The sequence below is a fragment of the Roseivirga thermotolerans genome, assembly GCF_014653175.1.
Classification (GTDB): domain Bacteria; phylum Bacteroidota; class Bacteroidia; order Cytophagales; family Cyclobacteriaceae; genus Roseivirga; species Roseivirga thermotolerans.
Genome location: NZ_BNAG01000001.1, coordinates 226526 through 252486, shown reverse-complemented (window position 1 = coordinate 252486; position 25961 = coordinate 226526). Strand labels below are relative to the sequence as shown.

Below are 25961 nucleotides of genomic sequence, written 5' to 3'. Positions count from 1 at the left end.
TAATCAATGATCTGATTTTCGAAGCAAATCCTTTAGGGTATCCATAATGCCTTTGTCATGCAATTCCCGAATTTCTTCCAGGGTTTGCTTAAGTCTTAATACCTCTTCTTTTAAAATCTGTTCGCGCCCAGTTTGGCTTGGGCTGGCCAGAATTTGTACCAAGTTTTCAGTAGATGAGCTTCCCTTGGTATACTGGGGCTCAGGCTCATTGGCTGTTGGTGGGAGCAACATGTCTCCTTCGCCCGTGAGCAACCAGGTTGGGTTAAGGTCAGGAAACTCTTTAATGATATTATCCAAATATTTCGTCTGAATGTCTGTTCCGTTCTTAATCGCCTTTCCGAGTGATCCGTTGGACATTCCGGCACTCTTTTCGAACTGTCTGACCGACAGTTTTTTATGTTTTATGTAGTCACTCAGCCGACTGACGATTTGAGACATTGAAATTTATTTAGAAAAAAATCTACAATAGTTTTGAAAACATAGATAATTATCTATATTTTTGTTATGTGAATACACGCATACAATGATACAAAACTGGCGGCACAAAAGTGATGTTCGCTCCAAAGGGTCTTTGATATGTGTTGTGTCATTTAACCCAGGAAAGCAAAGCCTATGAATAAGCACGTTAGAGAACACAATGGTAACCTGAGTAAACCTTTGGTTATTAGGCTATTTGAAGACCAAAGACAGAGGCTGGATGAGTTTGTAAGGGATGAAAATAAGCGATTGGTCAATGAGGGTTTGCCTCCCAAAAATTCATCGGAATATGTAAGGCAAATTTTCGAGGCGGGGTTAAAGGCCATTCAAAAAAGCTAATGATCAGATGTTAATACTACACACATGAACACGTTTAAAGCATGGCCTCAAAGGAGGCTCCGCTCCAATGACAAACCATTTGAGTCTACCATTACAGAGTTTTTGCAACAAGACTGCTACGAGCAGCTCATTCGCACTCTGGGCGAAGAGCAGGCGCAAGAGCAAATGGAAGAAACCTGGAAACTCATTGAGGCAGAAATGAGGCAAATGGGAACTAAAAAGCCCATAGAGGCGGCTCGTGAGTTATTCAGAAAAAGCAATTACAATGGCTGGGTGCATACGAAGTGCTACGCTGCAATTTACTACAAAGCACGCAAAGAAGACTGATTGCGGCACGGTTGTACTGTCTTGAGATGAAGAGACTCGCAGAGGCAAATAACCGAGCAAGTGTGTGTGAAAAAAGGCCGCCTGTTTTCAGGCGGCCTTTACATGTTGTTAGAAATTACTTCGGTCTATGTTGAGCCTTATGTTTTGCTCGTTCAGCATTTCTTCTACTCTTTTGGCTTCATCATTTTTGCCTTCTTCTTGCAATACCAATTGTAAGTAGCGCAGTCCTCTAAGCTTGTTGCTAAAGTTGTAGTCGCCCCATCGTTGCTTGTTCTGAAGGTAGCTGAGCTCTGAGTTGAATTGCTCGGCCAGTTCCATAGCCATTTTTGCGGCCAGTTCCTTTTCGCCCACATCGAAATAGCCTTGAACAAAACCTATTGAAGAAACATCGTATGGCACGGCTTCTACCGGCATTCTTTCCATTCCAAAATCAAGCACCTCTTTTGCTCTGGCGGTGTCTCCTTTTAGTACCAGCGCATCGGCCAGGCTGGTAATCATAGAGCGATGATTTTGTACAAAGCCTCTGTAATCTTCGTTCAGATTGGCATCTGGGTTGTCCAGTCCTCTGAACTGCATTTTGTTCATTACATTGTCATACATCACCTCAGTGTTTACCAGCTCCCTCATACCCGATGGTTTACGAACCGGCAAAAGTCTGTAGGCCATTCCTTCCTGCACCAGGTAAGGGTCGGCATTCCAGCTCAGCGCATTTACAGAAGTGTAGTTAAAGTAAATGGGGCGTTCCCAGTTGTTCTGTACAATTAAATCGAGAAGCATCATTTGCCCTTTGTCTACCGTTCTCGACAGTAATTCACCGTTATCGTTGCGTTTAAAGTCAAAGAACATTCGGTCTACCAGGTAGGGCTTAAGTTCATCCGGTATTATACCCTTTTCCAATACAGCAGCCGTGTCTACCGGCATGGTTAAGGTTTCGGCCGGAATAAGCATTACTTCGCTACCGGAAGCAAAGGTGCGTTTGAATTGTGGCACATCTCTGCGCACCACATCCAAATATTCCCTCAGGTCAATGGCTTGTCCCTGAAACTGAGGTAATTCCTGTACATAGAGCACATCGTTGGTGCCCTGGCGATAGTTGTCTATTGTGAGTGAGTAAGGAAAGGCCTCAGAGTCGTTCATTTTTGTGGCCGTTTGGTCAATATACCAGTCGGTGGCATAGTAGCTCAACACGACCACACGCACGTCTGTACGGAAGCCTTCAACCTCCTGCACATACCATAGTGGGAAGGTGTCATTGTCACCACCTGTAAAGAGTATGGCATTGGGGGCACAAGAGGCCAAAAAGTTTCTTGCCGAATCTACAGAGAAGTAACGGCCCGAACGATCGTGGTCGTCCCAGTTTTCTTTAGCTAAAATTACAGGAGCAATCATGCACAAAGCAATGGTTCCTGCTACAAGGCTTTTTCCTTTTTTCGCTACTGCGCTACCCAGTGCCAGCACCGATAGGCCAATCCACATGGCAAATGCGTAGTAAGAACCGGCATAGATATAGTCTCTTTCGCGAGGTTCTATAGGGGGAGAGTTCAGGTAAATAACCAGCGCCACCCCGGTGAGGATAAAGAGCATAAATGTAGCCGAAAACCCTTTAGGATCTCGGTTAAATTGGAAGAATAAGCCTATTAGCCCCAGCACCAGAGGAATCATGTAATACTGGTTACGTCCTTTGTTATTTGCTATAGTCTCCGGCACATTCTTATCGGTTTCAAAAGGCTTAAGCCAACTGGCATTCTGAATGTCACTTTCTCTACCGGCAAAGTTGAACATGAAGTACCGCAGGTACATGTGCCCAATTTGGTGTAGGAACATAAAGCGCAGGTTATCAGAGAAAGTGGGTTTTTCTCCAGGTCTTAGGCCAGTTACTTCCATGTACTTTCTCTCATGGCTCGGGGAGCTACTATACATTCTTGGTAGCAGGGTTGTATATTCCGGGTCATACTCATAGCCAATTTTATAGTCAGCTATTTTGTACTTGTCTTCGGCCTTATAATAAATAGGGTCTCCTTCAATGTAGTCGATTATTGGAGCATTAAAGTACTGTCCGTGCAAGAGTGGGCGGCTACCATACTGCTCCCTTTTCAGGTAGGAAACAAAAGTCATTACATCTTCCGGATTGTTTTGGTCGATAGGTGGGTCGGCTCGCGAACGAATAAGAATGACGGCATAACAAGAATAACCAATGAGCACAAAGGCCATAGAAAGAATAAGTGTATTGAGCTTTACCATCTCTTTTTTGGCGGTAAAGCGTAACCCAAAAACAATAGCGGCTATCACCAAAATGGTAAGGAAAAGAGCTCCTGAGCCAAATGGAAGCCCAAACGTATTGACAAAGGTAATTTCGAATTTACCCGCAATTGTTGGTAGTCCGGGAATAATAAATGAGTTGATAAACAGTACAAGGAATAAGCTGAAGCCCAAGGCCACTAATACACCTTGCCAAGTTGGATTTTTATATTTTTTGAAGTAGTAAATAAGGCCCATAGCGGGTAGAGTAACCAAGCCGAGAAGGTGAACCCCGGTAGAAAGACCCATCATATAGGCAATGAATAAAAGCCATTTATTGGCTCTGCTTTCATCTTCTACCAGCTCCCATTTTAGAATGGCCCAGAAAACCACAGCCGTGAAGAAAGAAGACATGGCATATACCTCACCCTCTACAGCGCTGAACCAAAAAGAATCTGTAAAAGTAAAGGCAAGAGCACCTACAGCACCCGCACCAGCCAATAGTATCTTTTGCAGATCGGTTTCTTCGCCAACTTTGGCCTGCAGCACTTTGCGGCCCAGCATTACAATAGACCAGTATAAGAAAAGAATAGTAAGGGCCGAGGCCAATACGCTCGACATATTTACCCAATAGGCCACTTTGGTAACATCTCCAAACGACAGGAAAGAGAATAAGCGGCCAATCAGCATAAAGAGTGGTGCCCCCGGAGGGTGCGATACTTCTAATTTAAAGGCAATGGCTATGAATTCACCACAATCCCAAAAGCTTGCAGTTTCTTCTACAGTGAGCACATATGTGATCAGAGAAACCAGAAATACAGCCCACCCGGTAAGGTTGTTTATCTTCTTAAAATCTGTCATTTAACACCAATTTGAGGCGTGAAAATAGTAAAAATATACTAGGGCAACGGTTAATTTTTATTAATAGCCATGGCCTCTTGTCTGTGGCTGAAAATTACTCCGCAACGCCCAAATAAAACCATAGCCAAAGCAAAAAGAGCGGTACATATGAGGTGGCCACAATGGCATTGGCTACTGATTTCTTTTTTCTGGCCGTAAAGTCGACCCCATAGGTGAGCACAACCCAATAAGCCAACTCAAACACATTGAGTTGTTGGTTTACATACCAGTACTTCTTGGGTACCTCACTGTATTCATAAAAATTCATGAGTGAAAGGGGGTAAAAACTGTCATATTCCCAGTAGGTGGGGTCAGTTTCAATAAACATAAACCAGAAAATTTTAATAATTGTAGGTACAAAAAAGACCAGTTCGGCAATCATGGCAATGTTCCAGCATTTGTAAAAGTTTACATTATAGCCCCACATAAAGCATCCAACCCATAGCACAAAGCCCACAATGGTAAACTTGATTGCATAAACCACAGGGATGGACAGCATGTTAAGGCTTGCGATTATTTTAAATATGAGGGCCTGAGGTCCCTCCAGAAACTTGAAAGCCGCAATTTCGTCTACAATAAAGTTTTGCTGAACATAAAAAAGCAGTAGGTATACAACACAGAGAAGTATAAAAAACAATGGCTTGTTAAAGCCAAACCAACTTCGGGCCTGAAGCTCAAGATTGCTGAATTCTCTGGGCATGGGGAAACTATTTTGAGTAAAACTACGATTTAAGGACGAAGCTTAGAATTAAATTGTATCAATGCATGGCTATTGGACTAAGCGGCAGTAATTTTGCTTCAACTGCACTTATGAAATTTCTGAACACCAAAATTTTAGGGCTCCTGCTGTTTTGTTTTGTAGCCTTACCCAGGGCAGAAGCCACCCAGGCAAAGGCCGATAGTACTCAATACCTTTTGTTGAACATGGCACTGCAGCTGCAAATTACAGATGCGGTAGATAACATGTACAATTTTAAATTCAGGGAAGCAGAAATTGAGTTCAACTGGATGAAGTTCAACTACCCTGATCACCCATTGCCATACTTTCTGTTTGGCATTAGCACCTGGTGGCAAATGATGCCCAATCTGGACAAAGAAAGCCCGCTGGGAGATGAGTTTTTGGCTTATATGGATACGGCCATTGTTAAAGCTGAGGCCATGTTTAAGGCCGATGAAAACAACATAGAAGCTGCTTTCTTTTTAGCTGGTGCTCATGGCTTTGTAGGGCGCTACCATTCAGAGAAGAAAAATTGGTTCAGAGCAGCCGGGGCCGGAAAGAACGCCCTCAAGTACCTGGAGATAACCCAGGGCAACGAAAGTTTTAGCCCGGAAATTCTGTTCGGAGATGCCCTTTTTAACTACTACTCCATTTGGATTCGCGAAACTTATCCGATGCTCCGACCCATGCTGGTGTTCTTTCCCAAAGGCGATAAAGAATTGGGGCTTCGGCAGCTCAATGAGGTTTCCCGAAACGCTTTTTATACCCGAATAGAAGCTACTTATTTCCTGATGCGCATCAAGGCTTTTGAAACCAACGAAACGTTTGATGCGCTCCGACTGGCCGAAATGGTTTATAAAAAGTATCCTGACAACCCCTACTTTCACAGATTTTATGCCCGAATGTTATACACTTTGGGGCAGGACGCCCAGGCTCAGCAAGAATCTGAAGAAATTCTAAACAGAATAGACAAGGGACAGGTTGGTTATGAAGAAGTAAGCGGAAGATACGCCAGCTTTTTTCTGGGGCACATTCACCGAAAAAGGGGAAGTCACCAAGAGGCAGAGAAGTATCTGAGGCAAGCAATACGCTTTACAGAGCAGTTGGTCGATGAGGAAGAGTCGGGCTACTATCTCTACGCTCAACTGTATCTGGCACAGTATGCTGCACAGGCCGGTCGTTTTGAGGAGGCCCTCGAAAGAATAGATATCATTCGGGACAACTCCAAACGTAGAGACGGTGTCAACGAACAAGCCAGGGAATTGAAAAAAGAAATAAGAAAACGGAAATAATTCGGCTTAAGCTTTCTTTAGATTCTTTGGTAAAATATTCTTTGATCTTTGTACATTTGTGCCGAATTATATTTTGCAGTTAATCTTAAGTATTGTGAACCTCAAACTTGATAAAATCGACCGGAAGATTCTTGATATTCTTCAGTCGAACGCGAAGATTACTAACGCGCAGCTCTCTAAAGAAATTGGTCTTTCTCCTGCACCTACATTGGAGCGGGTGAAAAAACTGGAAAACTCCGGAATTATTAAAAGTTACCATGCCAAGCTCGATACAGATAAGATTGGTATGGGAGTGAGCACTTTTGTATACGTTACCCTTAAAGGCCACAACAAGCAGAATATAGAGATATTTCTGGAGGCCATAAATAAGATTAACGAGGTAATAGAGTGCCACCACGTGACCGGGTCTGGCGATTTCGTTTTGAAAATTATTGCCAAAGATATTGCCTCCTATCAGCAGCTTATGCTAGAAAAAGTGAGCGATATCTCAGTGGTTGATAATTTGCAGTCGATGGTGATCCTCTCTACCTTTAAGGATAGTAAGGTGATGCCAATCCCTGAATAGACCTTATGCAAACAACTGAGAAACGCATTCTGGAGAAAGCTCAAATAGAGCAGATCATACGGAGAATGGCTTACGAGATTTACGAGCAAAACTACGATGCCTCGAAAATCTTCCTGGCCGGTATTGATAACAACGGAGTAAAAATTTCTGAAATGCTGGCCCGTGAGGTGAGAGCCATTTCAGAGATTCCTGTCGAGCTTATTAGAATCGATATAGACAAAGAGGCTCAAAGCCAGCCTACGGTGAGCTTCTCCAAAGAGCCCGATGTGCCCAATTTTACCCTTATTGTGGTAGATGATGTGCTTAACTCCGGCCGAACCATGATTTATGCTCTGGATCCTTTTTTGAAAATGAAAGTGAGGAAAATCCAGACAGCCGTTTTAGTGAACCGAAGCCACAAAAGGTTTCCTATTGCAGTAGACTACAAAGGGTTTGAACTTGGCACAACCATCGAAGAGCATATCCACGTGCAATTGACAGACGAGGACTATTCAGCTTACTTGTATTAAACCCATTTCTTAACTAAAAACGAATTATGGAAACCTCTTTACAGGAACTTTGGAATAGTATTAATGAAGCAGTCTTAATCTACGGCCTCAAGGTATTAGGAGCACTAATTACCCTCATTATTGGGTCGTGGGTTATTAAAAAACTGGTAAAAACCTTTGGCAAAACACTCACCAAAAAAGGGGTAGATCCCACACTTATTCCTACGCTAAAAGGCGTAGTAAAAGTAGCCTTGTGGGCGGCCCTTATTCTGGCTTTTGTAAAACAGGTAGGTATAGAAACTTCCGGTTTTATTGCAGTATTTGGAGCTGCAGGTTTGGCCATAGGTTTGGCACTTCAAGGGTCACTTTCGAATTTTGCAGGAGGAATTCTAATCCTTACCATTAAACCCTTCAAGGCGGGAGATTTTGTAGAAGTAAATGGTCAGTCGGGCACAGTAAACTCAGTAACCATTTTTAATACCGTGTTAAAAACCCCCGATAACAAAACCATTTTCTTGCCCAACGGAGCTGTGGCCGGAGCCAACATTACCAATTTTACTTTGGAGCCCAAAAGAAGATGGGATAAGGTTTTTGGTATTGGTTATGACGATGATTTCGATAAGGCCAAGCAAATCATTTTAGACTTCTTGCAAGCCGATGAACGAGTGCATAAAGACCCCGCTCCTTTTGTGAGAGTGGGCAATCTTGGCGACAGCAGTGTAGATATTACGGTTCGGGCCTGGGTAGATAGCTCAGAATACTGGAACGTTAACTGGGATATGATCGAAAAAGTGAAGAAAGAATTCGACAAACAAGGAATCTCTATTCCATATCCTCAGCGAGATGTACACATCTACAACGAAAAGTAGATAGTCCATTCAAAACGTATCACCAAGGGGTAAATGCTTATATTTACCCCTTTAATTTTACCTGACATGTCCATCCATAAATCTGAAATAAAGAAGGTAACCACACATCAGTTGCAGGCCATGAAAGAGCGCGGAGAGAAAATATCTATGCTCACGGCTTACGATTTTTCAATGGCTAAACTTATAGATGCTGCCGGGGTGGATATAATACTGGTGGGCGACTCTGCCTCAAACGTCATGGCCGGCCACGAAACCACACTCCCCATTACTCTGGATCAAATGATTTACCATGCCAGTTCAGTAATAAGAGCGGTTAGCCGAGCATTTGTGGTAGTAGATATTCCGTTTGGTTCATACCAGGGAAACTCCTCCGAAGCGCTGAGGTCTGCTATTCGTATAATGAAAGAGTCCGGAGCCCACTCTGTAAAAATGGAGGGCGGTGCCGAAATAAAAGAGTCCATAGTACGCGTGCTTAGTGCCGGGGTTCCCGTAATGGGTCATCTGGGACTCACTCCACAGTCCATATACAAGTTTGGTACCTATGCGGTAAGGGCCAAGGAAGAAGAGGAGGCCGAAAAGCTCATTGCCGATGCCAAACTGCTGGAAGAGTGTGGCTGCTATGCCATAGTGCTGGAAAAAATACCGGCCGAGCTGGCCAGAAAAGTTTCGCAAGAAATTAACATACCAACCATTGGTATAGGAGCCGGGCCTGATTGCGATGGTCAGGTATTGGTAATGCACGATATGCTCGGCATTAATGCCGAGTTTAAGCCTCGATTTTTAAGGCAATATGCCGATTTGGGGACGGTAATTACCAATGCGGTAGGTCATTACATCAAAGATGTAAAGTCGGGCGACTTCCCCAATGAAAAGGAAAGCTATTAGTCTATCAAAAAAGTAGATTTTATTACATTGCGCATCCATATTTTTTAGTGAAGAAAATTCAAAAACTTAACCATGAGTGAACAAAAAATAACCATTAGCAATGGTGTGCTAAATGTTCCCGATCAACCCGTTGTTCCTTTTATTGAAGGCGATGGAACTGGTGTAGACATTTGGCCTGCCGCCAAAAACGTGATCGACAGTGCAGTGGCCAAAGCCTACAATGGCGCAAAGGCCATTCAGTGGAAAGAGGTTTTGGCAGGAGAAAAAGCCTTTAATGAAACAGGTGAATGGATGCCTGAGGCTACATTAGATGCATTTAGAGAATATTTGGTAGGAATTAAAGGGCCTTTGACTACTCCCGTTGGTGGAGGGATCAGGTCTTTAAACGTTGCTCTAAGACAAGAGCTCGATTTGTATGCCTGTGTTCGTCCGGTGCGCTGGTTTGAAGGTACACCCTCACCGGTAAAAGAGCCCGGCTTATGCGACATGGTGATTTTCAGAGAGAATACAGAAGATATTTATGCCGGTATTGAGTTCGAAAAAGGCTCAGACGATGCCCATAAGTTTGCAGCCCTTCTGAAGGAAAATTTCCCGGCCCGATTCAAAAAAGTAAGATTCCCCAATACGGCCGGATACGGCATTAAACCGGTTTCTGAAGAAGGAACCCACAGACTGGTGAAAGCGGCTATTGATTATGCTTTTGCTCAAAAGAGAGATTCAGTGACTTTGGTGCACAAAGGCAACATTATGAAGTTTACTGAAGGAGCCTTTAAGTCTTGGGGTTATGCCCTCGCCAAAGATCAGTATGGTGCGCAAGACTATGAAGGTGGCCCATGGCAAATTATTGAGAAGGATGGTCATCAAGTAATTATTAAAGATGTGATTGCCGATGCCTTCTTGCAGCAAATATTGTTGAGACCTGCCGAATACTCGGTTATTGCCACACTCAACCTCAACGGAGACTATGTTTCTGATGCTCTTGCCGCCATGGTAGGAGGCATTGGTATTGCTCCGGGAGCCAACATTAACTATGCTACGGGCAACGCCATTTTTGAGGCAACTCATGGTACAGCTCCAAAATATGCCGGTCAGGATAAGGTAAATCCGGGTTCTGTAATTCTTTCAGGAGCCATGATGCTTGAGTATTTTGGATGGCAGGAAGCTGCAGTCCTAATATACTCCGGTTTGGAAAAAGCCATAGCGTCTAAACGCGTCACTTACGATTTCGAACGATTAATGGAGGGAGCCACCCTTCTCAAATGCTCCGAATTTGGAGAAGAAATTGTAAAGAACATGTAAACAAAAGCCCCTTTAAGGGGCTTTTTTAGTAAAGTGCTTTTTCCGATGGTAAAACGCGTTGTTCCCTTCTTTCCGCTTCAGTTGGTGGCCTTTCCTGGCGAACAGGTCAACCTTCATATTTTCGAACCACGCTACAAACAGTTAATCCAGGAGTGTCTGGACAACGGCAGCACCTTTGTCATTCCGGTTTTTCAGAATAGGGTATTAGACTTTGGTAGCGAAATGGAGATAGTGAGTTTGGTGAAGCGCTACACCACAGGCGAAATGGATATTATTACCCGTTGTATTAGCGCAGTGCAGGTTTTATCCTTTAATGACAAACTGGGCGACAAGCTTTATGCAGGAGGAGAGGTAGAAAGCTTAGAAAACATTAACGACCCGAGCACTGAGCAGTGGAACGAGCTAAAAACATTGGCCAAAGAATTAGTGCAGGTATTGAAAATGGAAGATAAACTAGATGTAGATTTGGTCACCGATTCGTTTGAATTGGCTCATAAATTAGGTTTATCTTTAGAGCAGGAGTATGATATGCTGCAAATGGTGAGAGAGTCACAAAGACAGACTTATATGATTAACCATTTAACCCGTGCGCTTCCGTTGGTCAAAGAAATGGAGCGGGCTAAGGAACGAATTCGAATGAATGGGCATTTTCAGCATCATGACCCACTGAATTTTTAAACATGATAGAAAGCAATCTTTCTGAATTTGGTGTTTTGCTCATCTTCATATTAGGAGCACTTCTCTTTGCTGTAGTTGGACTTCTGGCCTCTCGGTTCATTCGGCCCAACCGTCCGAATTTTGAGAAACTCACCACCTATGAGTCAGGCGAAGATACCGTAGGTTCTGCCTGGGGGCAATTCAACCTGAGATTCTATATTGTTGCGCTCATCTTTATTCTGTTTGAGGTAGAAATTATTTACCTGTTTCCCTGGGCGCTGGTTTTTGGCGATGAAGCCCTTGTGCGTGGAACCGACTGGCAATGGGCCTGGTTTGCCATGACAGAGATGTTCATTTTTATTGGAGTTTTGGCACTGGGTTTGGCCTATGCCTGGCGAAAGGGCTATCTCGATTGGGTGCGCCCACCACAGAAGGTAGCCTCCTTTAAGTCAAAAATTCCGGCAGAAGCCTATAAGAAGTATTTGTAATATGGGATTGCTCGACCAAAAGATTACGCACGGAGGGGTAATTATCTCCAAGTTAGATGACCTTATCAATTGGGCCAGATTATCTTCTATGTGGCCCATGGGGTTTGGTACCGCCTGTTGTGCCATAGAGTTTATGAGCGCGCAGAGCACTCCATACGATCTGGACCGTTTTGGTGTAATACCCAGAGCAAGCCCCAGGCAGTCCGATGTAATGATAGTGGCCGGCACAGTTACATTCAAAATGGCCGATAGAGTACGCAGACTCTACGAGCAAATGGCTGAGCCTCGTTATGTCATTTCCATGGGATCCTGCTCCAATTGTGGAGGCCCTTATTGGGAGCATGGCTATCACGTGGTAAAAGGGGTCGACCGCATTATCCCTGTTGACGTTTATGTGCCCGGATGTCCGCCTAGGCCCGAAGCATTGATTGGAGGACTTATTAAACTTCAGGACAAAATAAGAAGTGAGACTATTGTTGCCCCGAAAGCCGTAGAAAAAATACTTGGTACGCATGAAGGCTGAAGAAATAAAAATACTCCTTGAAAAAAGCTTTCCGGGAAAGGCATTCGAGCTGATTGAAAACGCTACACCTCAAGGTTTAGCGGTGTCTGCCGAAGATCTGGTAGAGGTGATGGATTTTTTGCATACCCATAACCAGCTTTACTTCGATATGCTTTCCTGTATTACGGGCCTCGATAATGGCCCCGAAACCGGAACTATGGAGGTGATTTACAATCTCTACTCAATCCCTAACAATATTCATCTTATGGTGAAGGTGGTATTGAATAGAGACAAACCGACTATTGATTCGCTGGTAGACTTGTGGAAAACGGCCGACTGGCAAGAGCGGGAAGTTTTCGACATGTTTGGAATTCATTTCAACAATCACCCGGATTTGAGGCGAATTCTAATGCCTGCCGATTGGGAAGGTTACCCACTGCGCAAAGATTATAAGGAACAAACTTATTACCGGGGTATGAAAGTAGAATACTAGTGGCTAATCAAGTACAATACATATTCGACAATAAGAATCTCAGGCAATCAGAGCCTCAGAAGTTCAGGCCGGAAGACCTGAAGCGAGACGAAATGATTGTGAACATTGGTCCGCAACACCCCTCTACTCATGGTGTGCTTCGCCTTGAAGTAATTACCTCCGGAGAAGAGATTGTAGAGGTTGTTCCGCATATTGGTTATTTGCATCGCTGTTTTGAAAAGCATGCGGAAAATCTGCCCTACAACCAAACCATACCATTTGTAGACCGCATGGACTATCTGGCTGCGATGAATTCAGAGCATGCCTTTGCCATGGGAGTTGAGCGAATGTTGGGGATTGAAAAGGATATTCCGGCCAGAGTAGAATATGTTCGGGTGGTAGTTGCCGAGCTTAACAGACTGGCTTCGCACTTTGTTGCTTTAGGTAGCTATGGCATGGATCTGGGAGCTGTAACCGCTTTCTTCTGGATGATGCGCGACAGGGAGCATATTCTCAGGTTGCTGGAATGGGCCTCGGGTGCTCGTATGCTGTACAACTACATCTGGATTGGAGGGCTTTTTTATGATTTACCGGTAGGTTTTGAAGAGCGTTGCCTCGAGTTTGTAAACTACCTCAAGCCCAAACTAAAAGAGCTGGAGCAAGTGGTGATTGACAATACCATCTTTGTAAATCGTACGGCCAATGTTGGAGTACTACCCTTAGATTTGGCCATCAACTATGGCATTACAGGACCGATGTTGAGGGGTTCCGGTCTTCGGTTCGACTTACGTAAAGTAGATGCTTACTCTGTGTATCCCGAAATTGATTTTGATGTTCCTGTGGGTAAAGGCCAAATGGGGCAGTTGGGAGACTGCTGGGATAGAACCTGGGTGAGGGTGCAAGAGTGCTATGAGTCTATTCGTATTATAGAACAGGCTCTGGAAAAACTTACCAAGGAGCACAAGAGAGATCGGGATTTTGACCCACGAGCTATGGTGCCGAAAAAGATTCGCCCCAAGGCACAAGATATGTACGTTCGGGCAGAGAACCCGAAAGGGGAGACGGGCTTTTATTTCCGGGCCGATGGGAGGTCTGATATCCCTTTGCGCTGCAAAGCACGAGGGGCCAGTTTTGTGAACCTTTCCATCATTAATGAGTTGGCCAAAGGAGGGCAAATTGCCGACCTTATTGCCGTAATTGGTTCAATAGATATTGTGCTGGGAGAGGTAGATCGATAGCTTCAGTTAAAGCAACTTTTTAAGGTTGTTTTCTCTAATGTAGGCCCGTTGTCCTCTCCATTTAATTTCGTACCAGATGTCTTTCTTGCCAATGATTTCTACCTTGTGCCCCTGATCGATGATTTCCACCAACTCGGCTGCAGCTGAAGGGCCGGTCATGAGATAGGCTTTATTTTGCATTACCAGCCCTCTGGTTTTGGCTTGGTTAAGATTCACCACATAAAAAATAAGGGCCAGAACAATTAGCAAACTGGCTGCCAGGCTGGGCGATTTCGCTCCGTGCTTTTGGATTTTTCTATAGATCATGGCAACGATCAACACCGCCAGGGCAAAGAGTACACCCAGCACCTCTAGTTTATAATCTTCGACTGCTTTTTTGGCTTTTTCAAACTGGCTCATGTTGTAGCCTTCCAGTCCGTTAACACTGGCCAGTTGTTTCATCTTGTCCAGCACTTCTTCGTCTCCGGTAATCCGCAAATAGTCGTGCAGGTAAAGCAGGGCTTTGGCAATGTTGCCCATGGCTTCATTGCTATAGGCCATTTTGAGCAACATGGCAGGCGATGCTTCATTTTGCTCTTGATAGATTTTCTCGTAAATACTTAGCGATTGTGTGTACTTTCTTACGCTGAATAATGAATCTGCCTTCTCTAGCTCTTTTTTAAAGTCTTGACTATTAGATAGTTGTGGAGCTAAAAATAAAGCTAGAAATATTAAATTCAGAAAATTGAATCCTCTCTTTTGCATTTTGTTTTTAAGGTCTTACCTTTGCAACCGCAATTAAGGAAAACGACCTTAATTGCCCAATGAAAAACTTCTTGATCTGGTAGCTCAGTTGGTAGAGCATCTCCCTTTTAAGGAGAGGGTCCTGGGTTCGAGCCCCAGCCAGATCACCCTCAAAAGCCTCAGATTTTCTGAGGCTTTTTTTATGTTCAAAAGCGTTGATTTTATTGCCTTGGTTTTCATTTTTACCCACCTTTTGAAACTGGGTCTCATGGTTCACGAAGTTAGAAAGCATTTTAGCTTTAGTTTTACCGTTTACAATATTTAACGCTTTCTTTGAGTACCTACTTTTCAAGTTTAGCAAGAATGAATCGACCCATCGGAATATTTGATAGCGGACTAGGAGGCCTTACCGTGGCCAATGCCGTGTATAGGCACCTCCCCAACGAACGCATGGTTTATTTCGGAGACTCCGCTCATTTGCCCTATGGCGATAAGTCGGCCGCTACCATTCAGGCCTATTCCGTAAAAATTTGCGATGTGCTTTTGCAAAAACACTGCAAGCTCATACTTATAGCCTGCAATTCAGCTTCGGCAGCAGCTTATGAGCTGGTGAAGGCGTATGTGGGATCCAAAGCCAAGGTGCTCAATGTGATTGATCCGGTGGTAGCCTATGTGGCCCACAAATATGCCGGTCGAAAAGTAGGGCTCATTGGCACTAAGCAAACAGTGGGGTCAGGTGTATATGAGTATCAACTAAAGGTTAAAGATCCTTCCATACAGTTTTGCGCTTTGCCAACTCCTCTGCTCGTGCCTATGATTGAAGAAGGGTTTCATAACAATAATATTTCTGAGGCCATCATTGAGCAGTATTTGGCCGACCCGCTTCTGGAAAATATTGATACGCTGATTTTAGGGTGTACACACTACCCACTTATTAAAGGTCAGATCGATAAGTTTTATGAAGGGCGTATAGAGGTAATTGATTCTTCTATGATTGTGGCTAAAGCCCTGGCTCACTACCTGGCCGAGCATGGGCTGGCTTCTGCTCAGCGGCAGGGAGAGCATGAGTTTCTGGTGTCAGACATTACCCCCTCTTTTGAAAAAGCGGCCGAACTGTTCTTTGGCAGAAAGGTGCCTCTGGAAAAACATATCCTTTGGGAGTAAGTTGTAACCCTTGAATAGGCTTGGGTAAGGAGGACTTTTATAAGCTCAAAAAAGCGATTATAAAGTGTTCTTTACAGATTCCATGAACTAATTTTACAAGCAGGTGTTAGTAGTCTATTAAAATGGTAGGCTATTGATTATCCGATCTAAGAATTAAGTGTTTAATTTGCATTAACCAAGGACTTCGTTCAGCGTGTACGCATTTCTATTCTTCCTTAATTTTTTACTGGTTTATACCGTATTTGCCGTCTATGCTGAACGCAAGATATCTGCTTTTATTCAAGATCGGTATGGGCCAATGGAAACAGGCTACTATGGCCTGCTTCAAACAGTGGCCGACTTACTAAAGCTTATTCAAAAAGAAGATATTGTGCCTCTAAAGGCCGACAGAAAACTGTTTAAGCCGGCTCCAGTCATTATTTTCACCGCAGTATTTGCCGGATTCGCAGTTCTGCCACTTACCTCCGGTTTTTCAGGCTCTTCGGCCCAAATTGGTATTTTCTATTTGTTGGCTATTGTGTCGCTTGATGTTGTGGGGATACTCATGGCCGGCTGGGGGAGCAATAGTAAGTATGCGCTTTGGGGGGCAATGCGTTCTGTGGCACAAATAATTTCATACGAAATACCCCTTGGACTCATGGTGGTTTGTGTGGTGCTTATTGCCCAAACACTCAACTTACAGGAAATTACTTACCAGCAGGGCATTTGGTGGGGGCATCAAAAGGCCGAGGCGGCCAACTACCTGTTTGGCATAAAAGCTTTGGGTATAGAAACTACTCATATTGGAGGAGTTTTAACCTGGAACATTATGCGTTCTCCACTTCTTCTCATTGGCTTTGTAATATTCTTTATTGCCTCTTTGGCAGAAAGTAACAGGGCTCCTTTCGATATTCCTGAGGCCGAATCGGAACTGGTGGCGGGCTTTCATGTAGAGTATTCGGGCTTTCGTTGGTCTATGATTATGCTGGCCGAATATGGAATGATGCTTCTGGTGGCATTTTTGGCGAGCATTCTGTTTTTGGGGGGCTGGAATAGTCCTTTCCCCAATATAGGGGGCGTACGACTTGCCGAGTGGACGAGCGGGATTCCGGGCACCTGGCCGGGGCATCTTTGGGGAGCTTTTTGGATGATTTCCAAAGCTTTGTTTTTAGTGGCGGTTCAAATGTGGATACGCTGGACTTACCCGCGATTGCGTTTGGATCAGCTCATGAGCCTGAGTTGGAAGTATTTAACTCCCGCATCTATACTTTTGGTATTGTTATGTGCAGTTTGGAGGCTGCTCATGCTATGAAAGGTTATTGGAGAAATATAAAAACGGCTACTAAAACCCTCAAAGAAGGGCTTAAGGTTACTGCCCGGCATATGAAAGATGCCCGTAACCAGCGTACAGCCATAGTTCCTCTGGCCGAGAACTATTTTGAGAAGCAAAATGCCATTTTCACCACGCAGTATCCTAAAGAGAAGCTCCCTGTGCCGGATCATGGGAGATACAAATTGCACAACGAGATCGATGACTGCATAGTCTGTGATAAGTGTGCCAAAGTATGCCCGGTTAATTGCATTGAAATTGAACCTCTCAGATCGGTTGAGGAAATCGGCAAAACATCGGATGGTACCCCAAAACGTATTTATGCGGCTAAGTTTAATATAGACATGGCCAAATGCTGTTTCTGTGGGTTGTGTACTACTGTGTGCCCTACCGAATGCCTTACCATGACCGATGAGTATGATTTTAGTGCTTTCGATTTTGCTGAGCATAACGTGCCATTTGCCACCATGACTCCCATGGAGATACTGCAGAAAAAGAAGGAGCTTGAAGAGTTTAATAAACAAAAGGAGGCGGCTAAAGCCTTAAGCAAAGAGGCTGTGCCCAAAGCGGAAACTCCGGCCAAGCCGAAAATAGGAGGTGCAAAGCCTGCCTTTAAGCCAAGAGTGCAGGGGGCTAAGCCCAAAGTGGCAGTAAAACCGCAAATACCTCAAAAGAAAACGGAAGAACCCAAAGAGACTGGCAGTTCTGAAGAGTCAAAAGCTAAGCCAAAACCTGTATTTAGACCAAAGGTGCAGCCCAGGCGTCCTTCAGGAGAAGAGAACGAACAGCAGGCCAAAGATGAGGCTCCTAAAAAAGCGGCAAGGCCGGTATTGAAGCCAAGAGTTCAACCCAAAAGAGACAAAAACGAGGAGGAGTAATATGGAGTTGGAAACTATACTTTTTTACTTCTTTGCTGCGCTCACAGGTTGCTCGGTTCTTTTTGTGGCCATTACCAAAAATATATTGTATGCGGCATTCGCCCTTATACTCACTTTTATAGGAGTAGCTGGTTTGTTTGTCTTTTTGGGAGCAGAATTTATAGCCATTACGCAAATATTGGTTTATGTAGGAGGTATTCTCATTCTATTGGTGTTTGGTGTAATGTTTACCCAAAGGCTCAAAGGCCAGCGGGTACAAACGGGCAGGTATCAGCTATTGCTTGGTTTTTTAACGGCCTCAGGTCTGTTGGGCCTACTGATACAAACTATTCATAAGGGTTCCTTTAGCCAGCTACCGTGGGTAGACCAGGAACACACCCAACAGGTAGAACTGTCTTCTTTTGGGCTGAGCCTGATGACAGACTATGTATTGGCTTTTGAGGTGATTGGAATATTGCTTTTGTTAGCTCTGATAGGGGCGGTTCGTGTGGCAGGAAATGCCAGAAAGGAGGGAGCCGATGCTGCTTAACACAATGCTGGTATTGGGAGCGCTTATGTTCTGCTCAGGATTGTTTGTGGTACTCACCAAGAAAAACACCATAATGGTGCTCATTGGTATTGAGTTAATGCTTAATGCAGCCAACCTCAATCTCGTTACATTTAGCCGCTTCGACCCGCAGGCTCTTCAAGGGCAGGTATTTAGTCTGTTTGTGATTACTGTGGCCGCTGCAGAGGCTGCCGTGGCTTTGGCCATTGTGGTTAAGGTGTATAAGTACTTCAAGACCTCCGATCTGGATCGAGTAAAATCAATGAAGGGATGATTGAGTTAGACCACCTCATAGCACCAGAACAGTCGGAATACACCCTATGGGTTGTGGCTCTGCTGACTTTGCCTTTGCTTTCAGGTCTGATTTCTGCCTTCTTAAAACAACAGGCACCCTATGGTTCGAGCTTTCTGATTGGGCTAAACCTTGTAGTAGCAGGTTTTCTTGCCCTGTCACTATGGGATGAGCCGGTCAGTATTCGGGGTTCATGGTTTAGTTTAGCAGGCAATGATTTTACCTATTCCTTCTTTTTAGACCGGTTGGCTTTGGCTATGTCTGTCATAGTCAATTTTGTGGCCTTGCTGGTGCACCTGTTTTCTATAGAATACATGAGGGAAGACCCCTCTAAACCGCGGTATTTTGCCTATTTGGGGTTATTCACGTTTTCCATGATGGGCATAGTGCTTTTTCACAACCTGCTCTTTATGTTCATTTTTTGGGAGCTGGTGGGGCTTTCATCCTTTTTACTCATTGGGTTTTGGTTCGAAAAAAAGTCGGCATCCCTGGCGGCCAATAAGGCCTTTATCCTAAACCGAATTGGCGATCTGGGCTTTATTACGGGGCTTATGATTCTGTACACCCAATTTCAGACCCTGGATTTGGACGCAGTAAAGAGTTTAATGGCCATTTCTGAAATTGAAGATGGCAATTGGGTGGTAGCGTTCAAAAAAGCGGGTCAGGAAGTAATGGCCAGCCTTGATGGGCGCTGGTTGAGTGCGGCAGGCATAGCCCTCTTTTGTGGAGCAGTGGGTAAATCGGCTCAATTTCCTCTACAAGTTTGGTTGCCGGATGCCATGGAGGGACCAACCCCTGTTTCGGCATTGATTCATGCGGCTACCATGGTAGCAGCCGGAGTATTTATGCTGGCCAGAATTTTTGTGCTGCTGGATGCCCAAGCTCTGGAAGTCGTGGCTATTGTGGGGGCGGTAACTGCTTTTATGGCGGCTATAGCCGCTCTTTCTCAGTTCGATATAAAGAAGGTGTTGGCCTATAGTACTATTTCTCAATTGGGATACATGGTGTTAGCCATGGGGGTTGGGGCCTTTAGTGCCGGTATATTCCACCTAATCACTCACGCTTTTTTTAAGGCTGGCCTATTTCTCAGTGCCGGTATTATTATTCATCAGTTGCACCATCTAGAAAAGGGTGGACAAAAGTTTGACCCCCAGGATATGCGTGTGATGGGAGGCTTACGTAGAAAAATGCCCGTCACATTTTTTGCCTTCCTGCTTTGCTCCTTGGCGTTGGTAGGGCTTCCCGGCTTTTCGGGTTTTTTGTCTAAAGACGCCATATTGCTCGACCTGGCAGTGTGGGCCGATGAGAAAGGCGGAGGCTTTTACATTCCGGAAGTACTGGCCTTTATGACGGTGGTTTTTACCGCTTTCTATACCTTTAGAATGATACTTCTGGTGTTTTTCGGAGAGTTTAGGCTGGCGGGTATACTGGGTAGAAATCAGTTGGAAAATGAACTGCACGAAGGCAACGGGTGGCTTACTGTGCCGGCTGTTATTTTTGCCCTGCTATCGCTTTCCATTCCATTTGGGTTTACCTTAAACCCTGAGGATTCCTGGCTTATGCAGGCTTTGCCTACTCCAATGTATGTGGTTCCGGTCGCGTATGCTGCACAAAGCCTGCTGGATATTCCTCATGAAACCTTTGAGGTTTTACATGGTTTGGTCAATGCGGTTTCCATTGGTCTTGCTTTGGCCGGTTTAGTGTTGGCTTATTGGGTGTATAGGCCGGGAGGAAAGCTACAAAAGTCATTTATTGAGAAAAGAGAGCCTGTGGGTGTATTTGGGCAAGTGTCGTTCTATCATTGGTATCTCAACGCCCTCTACGAGAAGATTATTCTAAAAGGTATTTTGGCCAAAGCCAGAGGGGTGGCCTGGTTCGATAGGTGGATTGTAGACGAAGCGGTTAATCTGTTGGCCAGGTTACAAGTGGTAATAGCCTACCTTACCCGCTGGTTCGATCGTGTGTTTGTCGATGGTCTGGTTAATCTTACAGCTCATTCTATTGGAAAAGTGGGGCAATTAACCCGAAGTATCCAATCGGGTAACATTCAGGCGCAAATACTCGTGACCTTTATATTTTTGTTAACCTTAATTTTGCTGCTAGTACTTTAGCCTATGGAGCACATACTATCATATATCGTATTTATTCCTCTGGTTGGCGCTCTGGTAGTGCTTCTTACACCAAAGGCCTATCAGCATTTGTATAAAGTGCTGGCTATTGGTTTCACAGGCTTATCACTCTTACTTACCTTATATGCCGTGCATATGTTCGATGGGGGGCTTGTGCCTCAAATATCGGGAGAAGCCAATCTGCAATTGGTCGAGAAGGTGGAGTGGTTTAGGCTTAGTCTGGGGTCGCTCGGTACTTTTTCAGTAGACTATTTGCTGGCGGCAGACGGCCTGAATATTTCCATGCTTTTGCTGGCCTCTATTGTATTGTTTATTGGAGCTATAGTCTGCTGGAAGATAAAGGAAAAACAAAAGGCATATTTTGGGCTTTATTTGCTTCTAAGTACTTCTGTGTTGGGGTGCTTTGTGGCTTTAGACTTCTTTTTGTTCTATCTCTTTTTTGAGTTTATGCTCTTGCCCATGTATTTTTTGGTGGGGTTGTGGGGTGGTCCCAGAAGAGAATATGCGGCCATTAAGTTTTTCATTTATACCCTTGTAGGATCTATCCTAATACTCATTGTAATGATTGGGCTGTACAACTCAGTGTATGACCCTGTGAAAACGGCCGAGCTGGCGGGCATTAACGGCACAGAGCTAAGCATTGAAGAGGTTCAGGCTCTGGTGGCTGAGGGACGAATTGAAGAGGGACAATTGGTCAAATCTTTCAATATGCTTTATATGGCTAACCCGGCCAATTACATTCCGGGTTCATTGCTGGAGCGCAGTGGGTTAAGTACTTTGTTTGGTGAGCCTATCCGCTGGATGGCCTTTCTTGCAATCTTTATTGGGTTCGCCATTAAGTTGCCTTCTTTCCCGTTTCATACCTGGTTGCCCGATGCTCACGTGGAAGCTCCCACGCCCATTTCGGTGGTGCTGGCCGGAGTACTCCTAAAGGTGGGTGGATATGGCCTGATCAGAACGGCCTTTGCCATGTTTCCTGATGCAGCCTATCATTACGCCTGGCTCATTGGTTTTCTGGGTATGTTCTCCATTATTTATGGAGCTATGAATGCTTTGGCCCAAAAGGATTTAAAGAAGCTTATAGCTTTTAGTTCCGTTTCTCATATGGGTTTTGTGCTTTTAGGTTTAGCGGCAATGACCAGCGAGGGAATTAGCGGAGCCATTTATCAGATGTTTTCGCATGGGCTCATTTCTTCTATGCTCTTTCTAATTGCCGGGGTACTCTACGATAGAACACATAACCGTACCATTGAACATTACGGAGGTTTGGCTCATCAAATGCCTTATTACACCGTGTTTGTAGGAATTGCCTTTTTCGCTTCGCTGGGTTTGCCGGGCTTTAGTGGGTTTATAGCGGAGTTGTTTGTGTTTATAGGGGCCTTTAAGTCTTCTGCAGTAATCGGTGCAATCCCTGCATGGATGGCCATAGTTTCTACTTTGGGACTGGTTTTGGCTGCCGGATACTACCTATGGACCTTCCAGAAGATGTTTCTTGGTAAGTTTTGGGTAAAGGAAAAGAATTGGCTGCCTGCGCTTAAAGACCTGACCATTCGCGAATACATGGTATTAGTTCCGCTGGTGGTTCTCATCATTGCCTTTGGTATATACCCCGGCTTGTTGCTAAACTTAATCAATACCGGAGTGGAATCTTTTGTCGGACACCTAACCGAGTGGTCTAAATGATTGTTCTGGTGGCCAGCATGCAAAACCCGGGAGGACTTGCTGAGCAACTTCAGCGCTTAAAAGAAGGGCTTCATTTTATGTTGCCCGAAATAGGCATTGTAATTACCATTATTTTGCTGGTGGTTTATGATCTCCTTTTTCAGAAGAATAAGTCTGTCGGACTAGCTGCCATACTGTTTTCTGCGCTTAGTTTTTTGCTGGTTTTTCAGGTATTGAGCTTCTTGCCCGAGGCAAATGCCCTGCCTTTATTCGAAGGTCTTGTGACTCATTCTGCCGGAGCTAATTTGTTTAAGATCGGCTTCTTGCTCAGTCTTTTAGTAGCTCTTCTAATGGCTGTTACTTCCCGAAAAGATAGTCTGCATTATTTCGATTCCAGCGAAGTATTGGTGTGTTTGCTGGGAGTGCTTCTTGGGGCGTTTCTTCTGGTTATGAGCTCCAACCTGCTGATGATTTATGTGGCCGTAGAGTTGGTGTCTATCTGTAGTTATTTATTGACAGGCTTGGGCAAGGGTAAAAAGAAATCGGAAGCGGCCATTAAATACCTGCTCTATGGCGCTGCGGCTTCTGCGGTAATGCTGTACGGAATGAGTTGGCTTTATGGGCTAACCGGATCAATCGATCTTAACTCCGACTCCTTCAAAATAGGTCTTGATTATGCTGTGGTGGTACCACTCAATATTGCTGTATTTATGGTGCTGTGTGGTTTGCTCTTTAAGCTTGGCTCCTTTCCCCTGCATGTGTGGGCTCCCGATGTGTATAGGGCCACACCGCTTCCAACGGTTGCTGTGTTTTCCGTAGTACCCAAATTGGCTGCTCTTTTGGTATTGCTTAGGCTGGTGGCGGCTACAAGTGCAACCCACTTCGACTGGCAAACCTGGCTGGGAATACTTTCTATAGGAGGAATGGTTGTGGGTAACTTTTCCGCACTTTGGCAAGACAACGCTAAACGAATGCTGGCCTACTCTTCTATTGCTCATGCTGCTTTTTTACTGGCCGGAGTGTCAATTATGAATCGTACCGGTCTGGAAGCTACCGTGTTTTATGCACTGGCCTATTTACTCATGAATTTGGCAGCGTTTTACCTTATTCAAATGGTAGAAAATAAAGTAGGGAGTACATCGTACGAGCAGCTTAAAGGGATGGGCAAGAAGATACCATACGTTTCTGTTTTGCTGCTTATTGTAATGGTTGCCCTCACCGGACTGCCGCCCACAGTAGGGTTCAATGCCAAGCTCTATTTGTTTAGTGCTGTTTATGATGAGTTTGGTCGCTCAGAGAGCACTATTTTGCTTTGGGTACTCCTTGTGGGGCTTCTCAATACCGTTGTTTCACTTTTCTATTACATTAAGATTCCCTACCTGCTCTTTTTTAAAGAAGGTGAGGGCAATGTAGCTCCTGGAGCCTACACCATTAGAGCATTAATACCCGGCACTTTACTGGTGTTGTCGGTGTTGTTACTATTCTTTAGGTCCGATTGGTTTGTTGACCTATTGAATAGTATTAATTTTGTGCTTTGAGAAGTTGACATGCTAGAGCCCATTAAACATGAGTGTGGTATAGCCCACATTCGTCTGAGAAAACCCCTTCAATACTATATTGATAAGTATGGTTCGGCAACCTACGCGGTGAACAAGCTTTACATTATGATGAAAAAGCAGTCGAACCGTGGCCAGGATGGTGTAGGGGTGGCCAATATTAAAATGGGTGTTGCACCCGGCCAACGATACATCAGCCGTTACAGAACCATTAACTCTGAACCGGTTGAAGAGATCTTTACCAAAATTGCCAAGAAGTTTGCCAAGGCCAAGAAGAAGGAGGGGTATAACCCCAAAAGTGCACAATGGCTTAAAAACAACATGGGTTTTACCGGAGAGGTGTGGCTTGGACACCTTAGGTATGGTACCCACGGAACTAACAGTATAGAGAGCTGTCATCCGTTTTTGCGGCAGAACAACTGGCGTAGCCGAAACCTGGTAATGGCCGGAAACTTCAATATGACCAATGTTGACGAACTCTTCGATATTTTACTTAGACTAGGGCAGCACCCCAAAGAAAAGACCGATACCGTAACGGTAATGGAAAAGATCGGTCACTTTATTGACGAAGAGAACCAGCGCATTTTCGATAAGTACAAGAAGAAAAAGGAGAACCACGAGATTACCGATATTATTGAAAATGAAATGGACCTGCAGCGTGTGCTCAAACGTTCATTCAAAGATTTTGACGGTGGTTATGCAATGGTGGGGCTGCTGGGGCATGGCGCTTCTTTTGTGGTGCGCGATCCAAACGGAATTCGCCCGGCCTATAAGTATATAGACGATGAGGTAATAGTGGTGGCCTCAGAGAAGCAGGCCATCAAGGCCGCTTTCAACGTGAAATACAATGAGATAACCGATGTACAGCCCGGGCATGCTCTTATTATTCACAAAAGTGGTGAGTGGGATGAAGTGCCTATTATGAAGCAGCAAGAGCTTAAGGCCTGTTCGTTCGAGAGGATTTACTTTTCCAGAGGAAACGACCCCGAAATTTATCAGGAAAGAAAACAACTGGGGCGCCTTTTGGTACCTCAGATATTGAAGGCGATCAACTTCGACCTCAGAAACACTGTGTTTTCATACATTCCTAACTCAGCAGAAGTCTCGTTTTTGGGGATGATGCAAGGGTTGGATGATTACCTCATGCAAAAGCAAAAGGAGGTAATTGTAGATAAGAAACCTACGCTAGACGATATTGAGCAAATGCTCAGTTTTAGGCCCAGGGTAGAAAAGCTTGTGATCAAAGATGCAAAACTAAGAACCTTTATTGCAGACGATGCCAGCCGTGACGACATGGTGGCCAATGTCTATGATACAACCTATGAGGTGATTAGAAAAGGCATTGATACGGTGGTGGTTATAGATGACTCCATTGTGAGGGGTACTACTCTTGAGAAGAGTATTCTTCGCATGCTCGACAAGCTGGAACCTAAGAAAATTGTGGTGGTTTCTTCGGCACCACAAATCCGTTATCCCGATTGTTACGGCATTGATATGAGCAAGATTAAGGAGTTTGTGGCTTTCCGAGCCATGCTTCAGCTCATAAAAGAGCACTATAAAGAAGACCTGCTAGAAGATGCCTACCATCAGATTCTGGCCAATATGGAATCTAAAGAGCAGTTAAACTATGTGCAAACTTTGTACAATCAGTTTACAGATGAGCAGATTTCAGCCAAGATTACGGAGATCATTAGGCCGGAGGGCTTAAAGGCTGAGTTGGAGGTAGTGTATCAAACGGTAGATAACTTGCACAAGGCTTGCCCAAACAATTTGGGTGATTGGTATTTTACCGGAGACTATCCAACTCCTGGAGGTATGCGGGTGGTAAATAAGGCCTTCGTTAACTTTATGGAGGGTAAGGAGGTAAGAGCTTATTAGTACTGAGTATTGGGTACAAAGTACCTAGTAAAGAGACTACTGAACCTTAATACTAGTGTTTTGACTGTT

At 44.5% G+C, this 25961-nt stretch carries 26 protein-coding genes and 1 tRNA gene; 23 read left to right on the top strand and 4 right to left on the bottom strand.

The genetic code is table 11. From position 1 onward, the window contains the following. Positions 1-3 precede the first annotated feature (3 nt). On the bottom strand, positions 4-438 hold the full coding sequence (locus tag IE164_RS01115; RefSeq protein WP_189628341.1) for a helix-turn-helix domain-containing protein: 435 nt from the start codon (positions 436-438) through the stop codon (positions 4-6). Between the two features lie 174 nt (positions 439-612). Between IE164_RS01115 and IE164_RS01110 the strand changes: the two genes are divergently transcribed. Together IE164_RS01110 and IE164_RS01105 are read left to right on the top strand one after the other, a co-directional pair. Next, positions 613-816 (top strand): hypothetical protein, encoded by a 204-nt coding sequence (locus IE164_RS01110; protein WP_189628340.1) that lies wholly within the window; start codon positions 613-615, stop codon positions 814-816. Between the two features lie 24 nt (positions 817-840). Beyond that, positions 841-1143: a hypothetical protein gene (locus tag IE164_RS01105; RefSeq protein ID WP_189628339.1), complete on the top strand. Its 303-nt coding sequence runs from the start codon at positions 841-843 to the stop codon at positions 1141-1143. Positions 1144-1251: 108 nt separating this feature from the next. Here the strand turns inward: IE164_RS01105 and IE164_RS01100 are convergent, their stop codons facing one another. Next, positions 1252-4242 carry a glycosyltransferase family 117 protein gene (locus tag IE164_RS01100; protein WP_189628338.1) on the bottom strand — a complete coding sequence of 997 codons (2991 nt, stop codon included), beginning with the start codon at positions 4240-4242 and terminating at the stop codon, positions 1252-1254. 94 nt (positions 4243-4336) lie between these two features. Further along, positions 4337-4981 carry a hypothetical protein gene (locus IE164_RS01095; protein WP_189628337.1) on the bottom strand — a complete coding sequence of 215 codons (645 nt, stop codon included), beginning with the start codon at positions 4979-4981 and terminating at the stop codon, positions 4337-4339. A 65-nt stretch (positions 4982-5046) separates the two neighbouring features. Between IE164_RS01095 and IE164_RS01090 the strand changes: the two genes are divergently transcribed. The 11 genes from IE164_RS01090 (at position 5047) to IE164_RS01040 (ending at position 13754) form a co-directional block, all read left to right on the top strand. Next, positions 5047-6291 carry a tetratricopeptide repeat protein gene (locus IE164_RS01090; RefSeq protein ID WP_189628336.1) on the top strand — a complete coding sequence of 415 codons (1245 nt, stop codon included), beginning with the start codon at positions 5047-5049 and terminating at the stop codon, positions 6289-6291. Positions 6292-6385: 94 nt separating this feature from the next. Then, complete coding sequence (locus IE164_RS01085; protein ID WP_370298768.1) at positions 6386-6856, top strand: Lrp/AsnC family transcriptional regulator; 471 nt, start codon at positions 6386-6388, stop codon at positions 6854-6856. A 5-nt stretch (positions 6857-6861) separates the two neighbouring features. Continuing rightward, on the top strand, positions 6862-7365 hold the full coding sequence (locus tag IE164_RS01080) for a phosphoribosyltransferase family protein (protein ID WP_189628335.1): 504 nt from the start codon (positions 6862-6864) through the stop codon (positions 7363-7365). Positions 7366-7391: 26 nt separating this feature from the next. After that, complete coding sequence (locus IE164_RS01075; protein ID WP_189628334.1) at positions 7392-8213, top strand: mechanosensitive ion channel family protein; 822 nt, start codon at positions 7392-7394, stop codon at positions 8211-8213. A gap of 66 nt (positions 8214-8279) precedes the next feature. Continuing rightward, positions 8280-9098, top strand: coding sequence for a 3-methyl-2-oxobutanoate hydroxymethyltransferase (gene panB, locus IE164_RS01070; protein WP_189628333.1), 819 nt, complete (start codon positions 8280-8282; stop codon positions 9096-9098). 72 nt (positions 9099-9170) lie between these two features. Next, positions 9171-10397, top strand: coding sequence for an NADP-dependent isocitrate dehydrogenase (icd, locus tag IE164_RS01065; protein WP_189628332.1), 1227 nt, complete (start codon positions 9171-9173; stop codon positions 10395-10397). Between the two features lie 45 nt (positions 10398-10442). Next, positions 10443-11075: an LON peptidase substrate-binding domain-containing protein gene (locus IE164_RS01060; RefSeq protein ID WP_189628331.1), complete on the top strand. Its 633-nt coding sequence runs from the start codon at positions 10443-10445 to the stop codon at positions 11073-11075. Between the two features lie 2 nt (positions 11076-11077). Beyond that, complete coding sequence (locus IE164_RS01055; protein WP_189628330.1) at positions 11078-11542, top strand: NADH-quinone oxidoreductase subunit A; 465 nt, start codon at positions 11078-11080, stop codon at positions 11540-11542. 1 nt (position 11543) lies between these two features. Then, entirely contained in the window at positions 11544-12065 is a 522-nt protein-coding gene (nuoB, locus tag IE164_RS01050) for an NADH-quinone oxidoreductase subunit NuoB (RefSeq protein WP_189628329.1), read from the top strand. Then, positions 12055-12537 (top strand): NADH-quinone oxidoreductase subunit C, encoded by a 483-nt coding sequence (locus tag IE164_RS01045; RefSeq protein ID WP_189628328.1) that lies wholly within the window; start codon positions 12055-12057, stop codon positions 12535-12537. Before nuoB ends, IE164_RS01045 begins: the two co-directional genes overlap by 11 nt. Continuing rightward, positions 12537-13754, top strand: a complete 1218-nt coding sequence (locus tag IE164_RS01040) for an NADH-quinone oxidoreductase subunit D (protein WP_189628327.1) — start codon at positions 12537-12539, stop codon at positions 13752-13754. Before IE164_RS01045 ends, IE164_RS01040 begins: the two co-directional genes overlap by 1 nt. Before the next feature lie 6 nt (positions 13755-13760). On the opposite strand, the gene IE164_RS01035 is transcribed toward IE164_RS01040, so the two are convergent. After that, positions 13761-14498 carry an SH3 domain-containing protein gene (locus IE164_RS01035; RefSeq protein WP_189628326.1) on the bottom strand — a complete coding sequence of 246 codons (738 nt, stop codon included), beginning with the start codon at positions 14496-14498 and terminating at the stop codon, positions 13761-13763. 73 nt (positions 14499-14571) lie between these two features. Here IE164_RS01035 and IE164_RS01030 point away from each other — a divergent pair. The 10 genes from IE164_RS01030 to IE164_RS00985 all read left to right on the top strand — a co-directional run bounded on the left by IE164_RS01030 (position 14572) and on the right by IE164_RS00985 (position 25892). Beyond that, positions 14572-14644 (top strand) — tRNA-Lys (locus IE164_RS01030). A gap of 196 nt (positions 14645-14840) precedes the next feature. Continuing rightward, the gene (murI, locus tag IE164_RS01025) at positions 14841-15641 is read left to right on the top strand and encodes a glutamate racemase (RefSeq protein ID WP_189628325.1); all 801 of its coding nucleotides are present in this window, start codon (positions 14841-14843) and stop codon (positions 15639-15641) included. 193 nt (positions 15642-15834) lie between these two features. Then, entirely contained in the window at positions 15835-16932 is a 1098-nt protein-coding gene (locus IE164_RS01020; RefSeq protein ID WP_189628324.1) for a complex I subunit 1/NuoH family protein, read from the top strand. Beyond that, complete coding sequence (locus IE164_RS01015; protein ID WP_189628323.1) at positions 16929-17828, top strand: 4Fe-4S dicluster domain-containing protein; 900 nt, start codon at positions 16929-16931, stop codon at positions 17826-17828. The genes IE164_RS01020 and IE164_RS01015 overlap by 4 nt, the downstream gene beginning before the upstream one ends. A gap of 1 nt (position 17829) precedes the next feature. Beyond that, entirely contained in the window at positions 17830-18357 is a 528-nt protein-coding gene (locus IE164_RS01010) for an NADH-quinone oxidoreductase subunit J family protein (RefSeq protein WP_189628322.1), read from the top strand. Beyond that, on the top strand, positions 18347-18649 hold the full coding sequence (gene nuoK, locus IE164_RS01005) for an NADH-quinone oxidoreductase subunit NuoK (RefSeq protein WP_189628321.1): 303 nt from the start codon (positions 18347-18349) through the stop codon (positions 18647-18649). The genes IE164_RS01010 and nuoK overlap by 11 nt, the downstream gene beginning before the upstream one ends. Continuing rightward, positions 18646-20778: an NADH-quinone oxidoreductase subunit L gene (nuoL, locus tag IE164_RS01000; RefSeq protein WP_189628320.1), complete on the top strand. Its 2133-nt coding sequence runs from the start codon at positions 18646-18648 to the stop codon at positions 20776-20778. Before nuoK ends, nuoL begins: the two co-directional genes overlap by 4 nt. A gap of 3 nt (positions 20779-20781) precedes the next feature. After that, complete coding sequence (locus IE164_RS00995) at positions 20782-22479, top strand: complex I subunit 4 family protein (RefSeq protein ID WP_189628319.1); 1698 nt, start codon at positions 20782-20784, stop codon at positions 22477-22479. Next, entirely contained in the window at positions 22476-23996 is a 1521-nt protein-coding gene (locus IE164_RS00990; protein ID WP_189628318.1) for an NADH-quinone oxidoreductase subunit N, read from the top strand. The genes IE164_RS00995 and IE164_RS00990 overlap by 4 nt, the downstream gene beginning before the upstream one ends. Before the next feature lie 9 nt (positions 23997-24005). Further along, positions 24006-25892: an amidophosphoribosyltransferase gene (locus IE164_RS00985; protein WP_189628317.1), complete on the top strand. Its 1887-nt coding sequence runs from the start codon at positions 24006-24008 to the stop codon at positions 25890-25892. Positions 25893-25961 lie beyond the last annotated feature (69 nt).

What these genes read in the sequence shown, in the direction of transcription:
- IE164_RS00990 (WP_189628318.1), top strand. Translation starts at nt 22,476, where the DNA reads ATGATTGTTCTGGTGGCCAGCATGCAAAACCCGGGAGGACTTGCTGAG.
- IE164_RS01095 (WP_189628337.1), bottom strand. Translation starts at nt 4,981, where the DNA reads ATGCCCAGAGAATTCAGCAATCTTGAGCTTCAGGCCCGAAGTTGGTTT.
- IE164_RS01110 (WP_189628340.1), top strand. Translation starts at nt 613, where the DNA reads ATGAATAAGCACGTTAGAGAACACAATGGTAACCTGAGTAAACCTTTG.
- IE164_RS00985 (WP_189628317.1), top strand. Translation starts at nt 24,006, where the DNA reads ATGCTAGAGCCCATTAAACATGAGTGTGGTATAGCCCACATTCGTCTG.
- IE164_RS01055 (WP_189628330.1), top strand. Translation starts at nt 11,078, where the DNA reads ATGATAGAAAGCAATCTTTCTGAATTTGGTGTTTTGCTCATCTTCATA.
- IE164_RS01010 (WP_189628322.1), top strand. Translation starts at nt 17,830, where the DNA reads ATGGAGTTGGAAACTATACTTTTTTACTTCTTTGCTGCGCTCACAGGT.
- IE164_RS01100 (WP_189628338.1), bottom strand. Translation starts at nt 4,242, where the DNA reads ATGACAGATTTTAAGAAGATAAACAACCTTACCGGGTGGGCTGTATTT.
- IE164_RS01075 (WP_189628334.1), top strand. Translation starts at nt 7,392, where the DNA reads ATGGAAACCTCTTTACAGGAACTTTGGAATAGTATTAATGAAGCAGTC.
- nuoK (WP_189628321.1), top strand. Translation starts at nt 18,347, where the DNA reads ATGCTGCTTAACACAATGCTGGTATTGGGAGCGCTTATGTTCTGCTCA.
- murI (WP_189628325.1), top strand. Translation starts at nt 14,841, where the DNA reads ATGAATCGACCCATCGGAATATTTGATAGCGGACTAGGAGGCCTTACC.
- IE164_RS01060 (WP_189628331.1), top strand. Translation starts at nt 10,443, where the DNA reads ATGGTAAAACGCGTTGTTCCCTTCTTTCCGCTTCAGTTGGTGGCCTTT.
- IE164_RS01045 (WP_189628328.1), top strand. Translation starts at nt 12,055, where the DNA reads ATGAAGGCTGAAGAAATAAAAATACTCCTTGAAAAAAGCTTTCCGGGA.
- IE164_RS01090 (WP_189628336.1), top strand. Translation starts at nt 5,047, where the DNA reads ATGGCTATTGGACTAAGCGGCAGTAATTTTGCTTCAACTGCACTTATG.
- icd (WP_189628332.1), top strand. Translation starts at nt 9,171, where the DNA reads ATGAGTGAACAAAAAATAACCATTAGCAATGGTGTGCTAAATGTTCCC.
- nuoL (WP_189628320.1), top strand. Translation starts at nt 18,646, where the DNA reads ATGATTGAGTTAGACCACCTCATAGCACCAGAACAGTCGGAATACACC.
- IE164_RS01115 (WP_189628341.1), bottom strand. Translation starts at nt 438, where the DNA reads ATGTCTCAAATCGTCAGTCGGCTGAGTGACTACATAAAACATAAAAAA.
- panB (WP_189628333.1), top strand. Translation starts at nt 8,280, where the DNA reads ATGTCCATCCATAAATCTGAAATAAAGAAGGTAACCACACATCAGTTG.
- IE164_RS01105 (WP_189628339.1), top strand. Translation starts at nt 841, where the DNA reads ATGAACACGTTTAAAGCATGGCCTCAAAGGAGGCTCCGCTCCAATGAC.
- IE164_RS01035 (WP_189628326.1), bottom strand. Translation starts at nt 14,498, where the DNA reads ATGCAAAAGAGAGGATTCAATTTTCTGAATTTAATATTTCTAGCTTTA.
- IE164_RS01015 (WP_189628323.1), top strand. Translation starts at nt 16,929, where the DNA reads ATGAAAGGTTATTGGAGAAATATAAAAACGGCTACTAAAACCCTCAAA.
- IE164_RS00995 (WP_189628319.1), top strand. Translation starts at nt 20,782, where the DNA reads ATGGAGCACATACTATCATATATCGTATTTATTCCTCTGGTTGGCGCT.
- IE164_RS01080 (WP_189628335.1), top strand. Translation starts at nt 6,862, where the DNA reads ATGCAAACAACTGAGAAACGCATTCTGGAGAAAGCTCAAATAGAGCAG.
- nuoB (WP_189628329.1), top strand. Translation starts at nt 11,544, where the DNA reads ATGGGATTGCTCGACCAAAAGATTACGCACGGAGGGGTAATTATCTCC.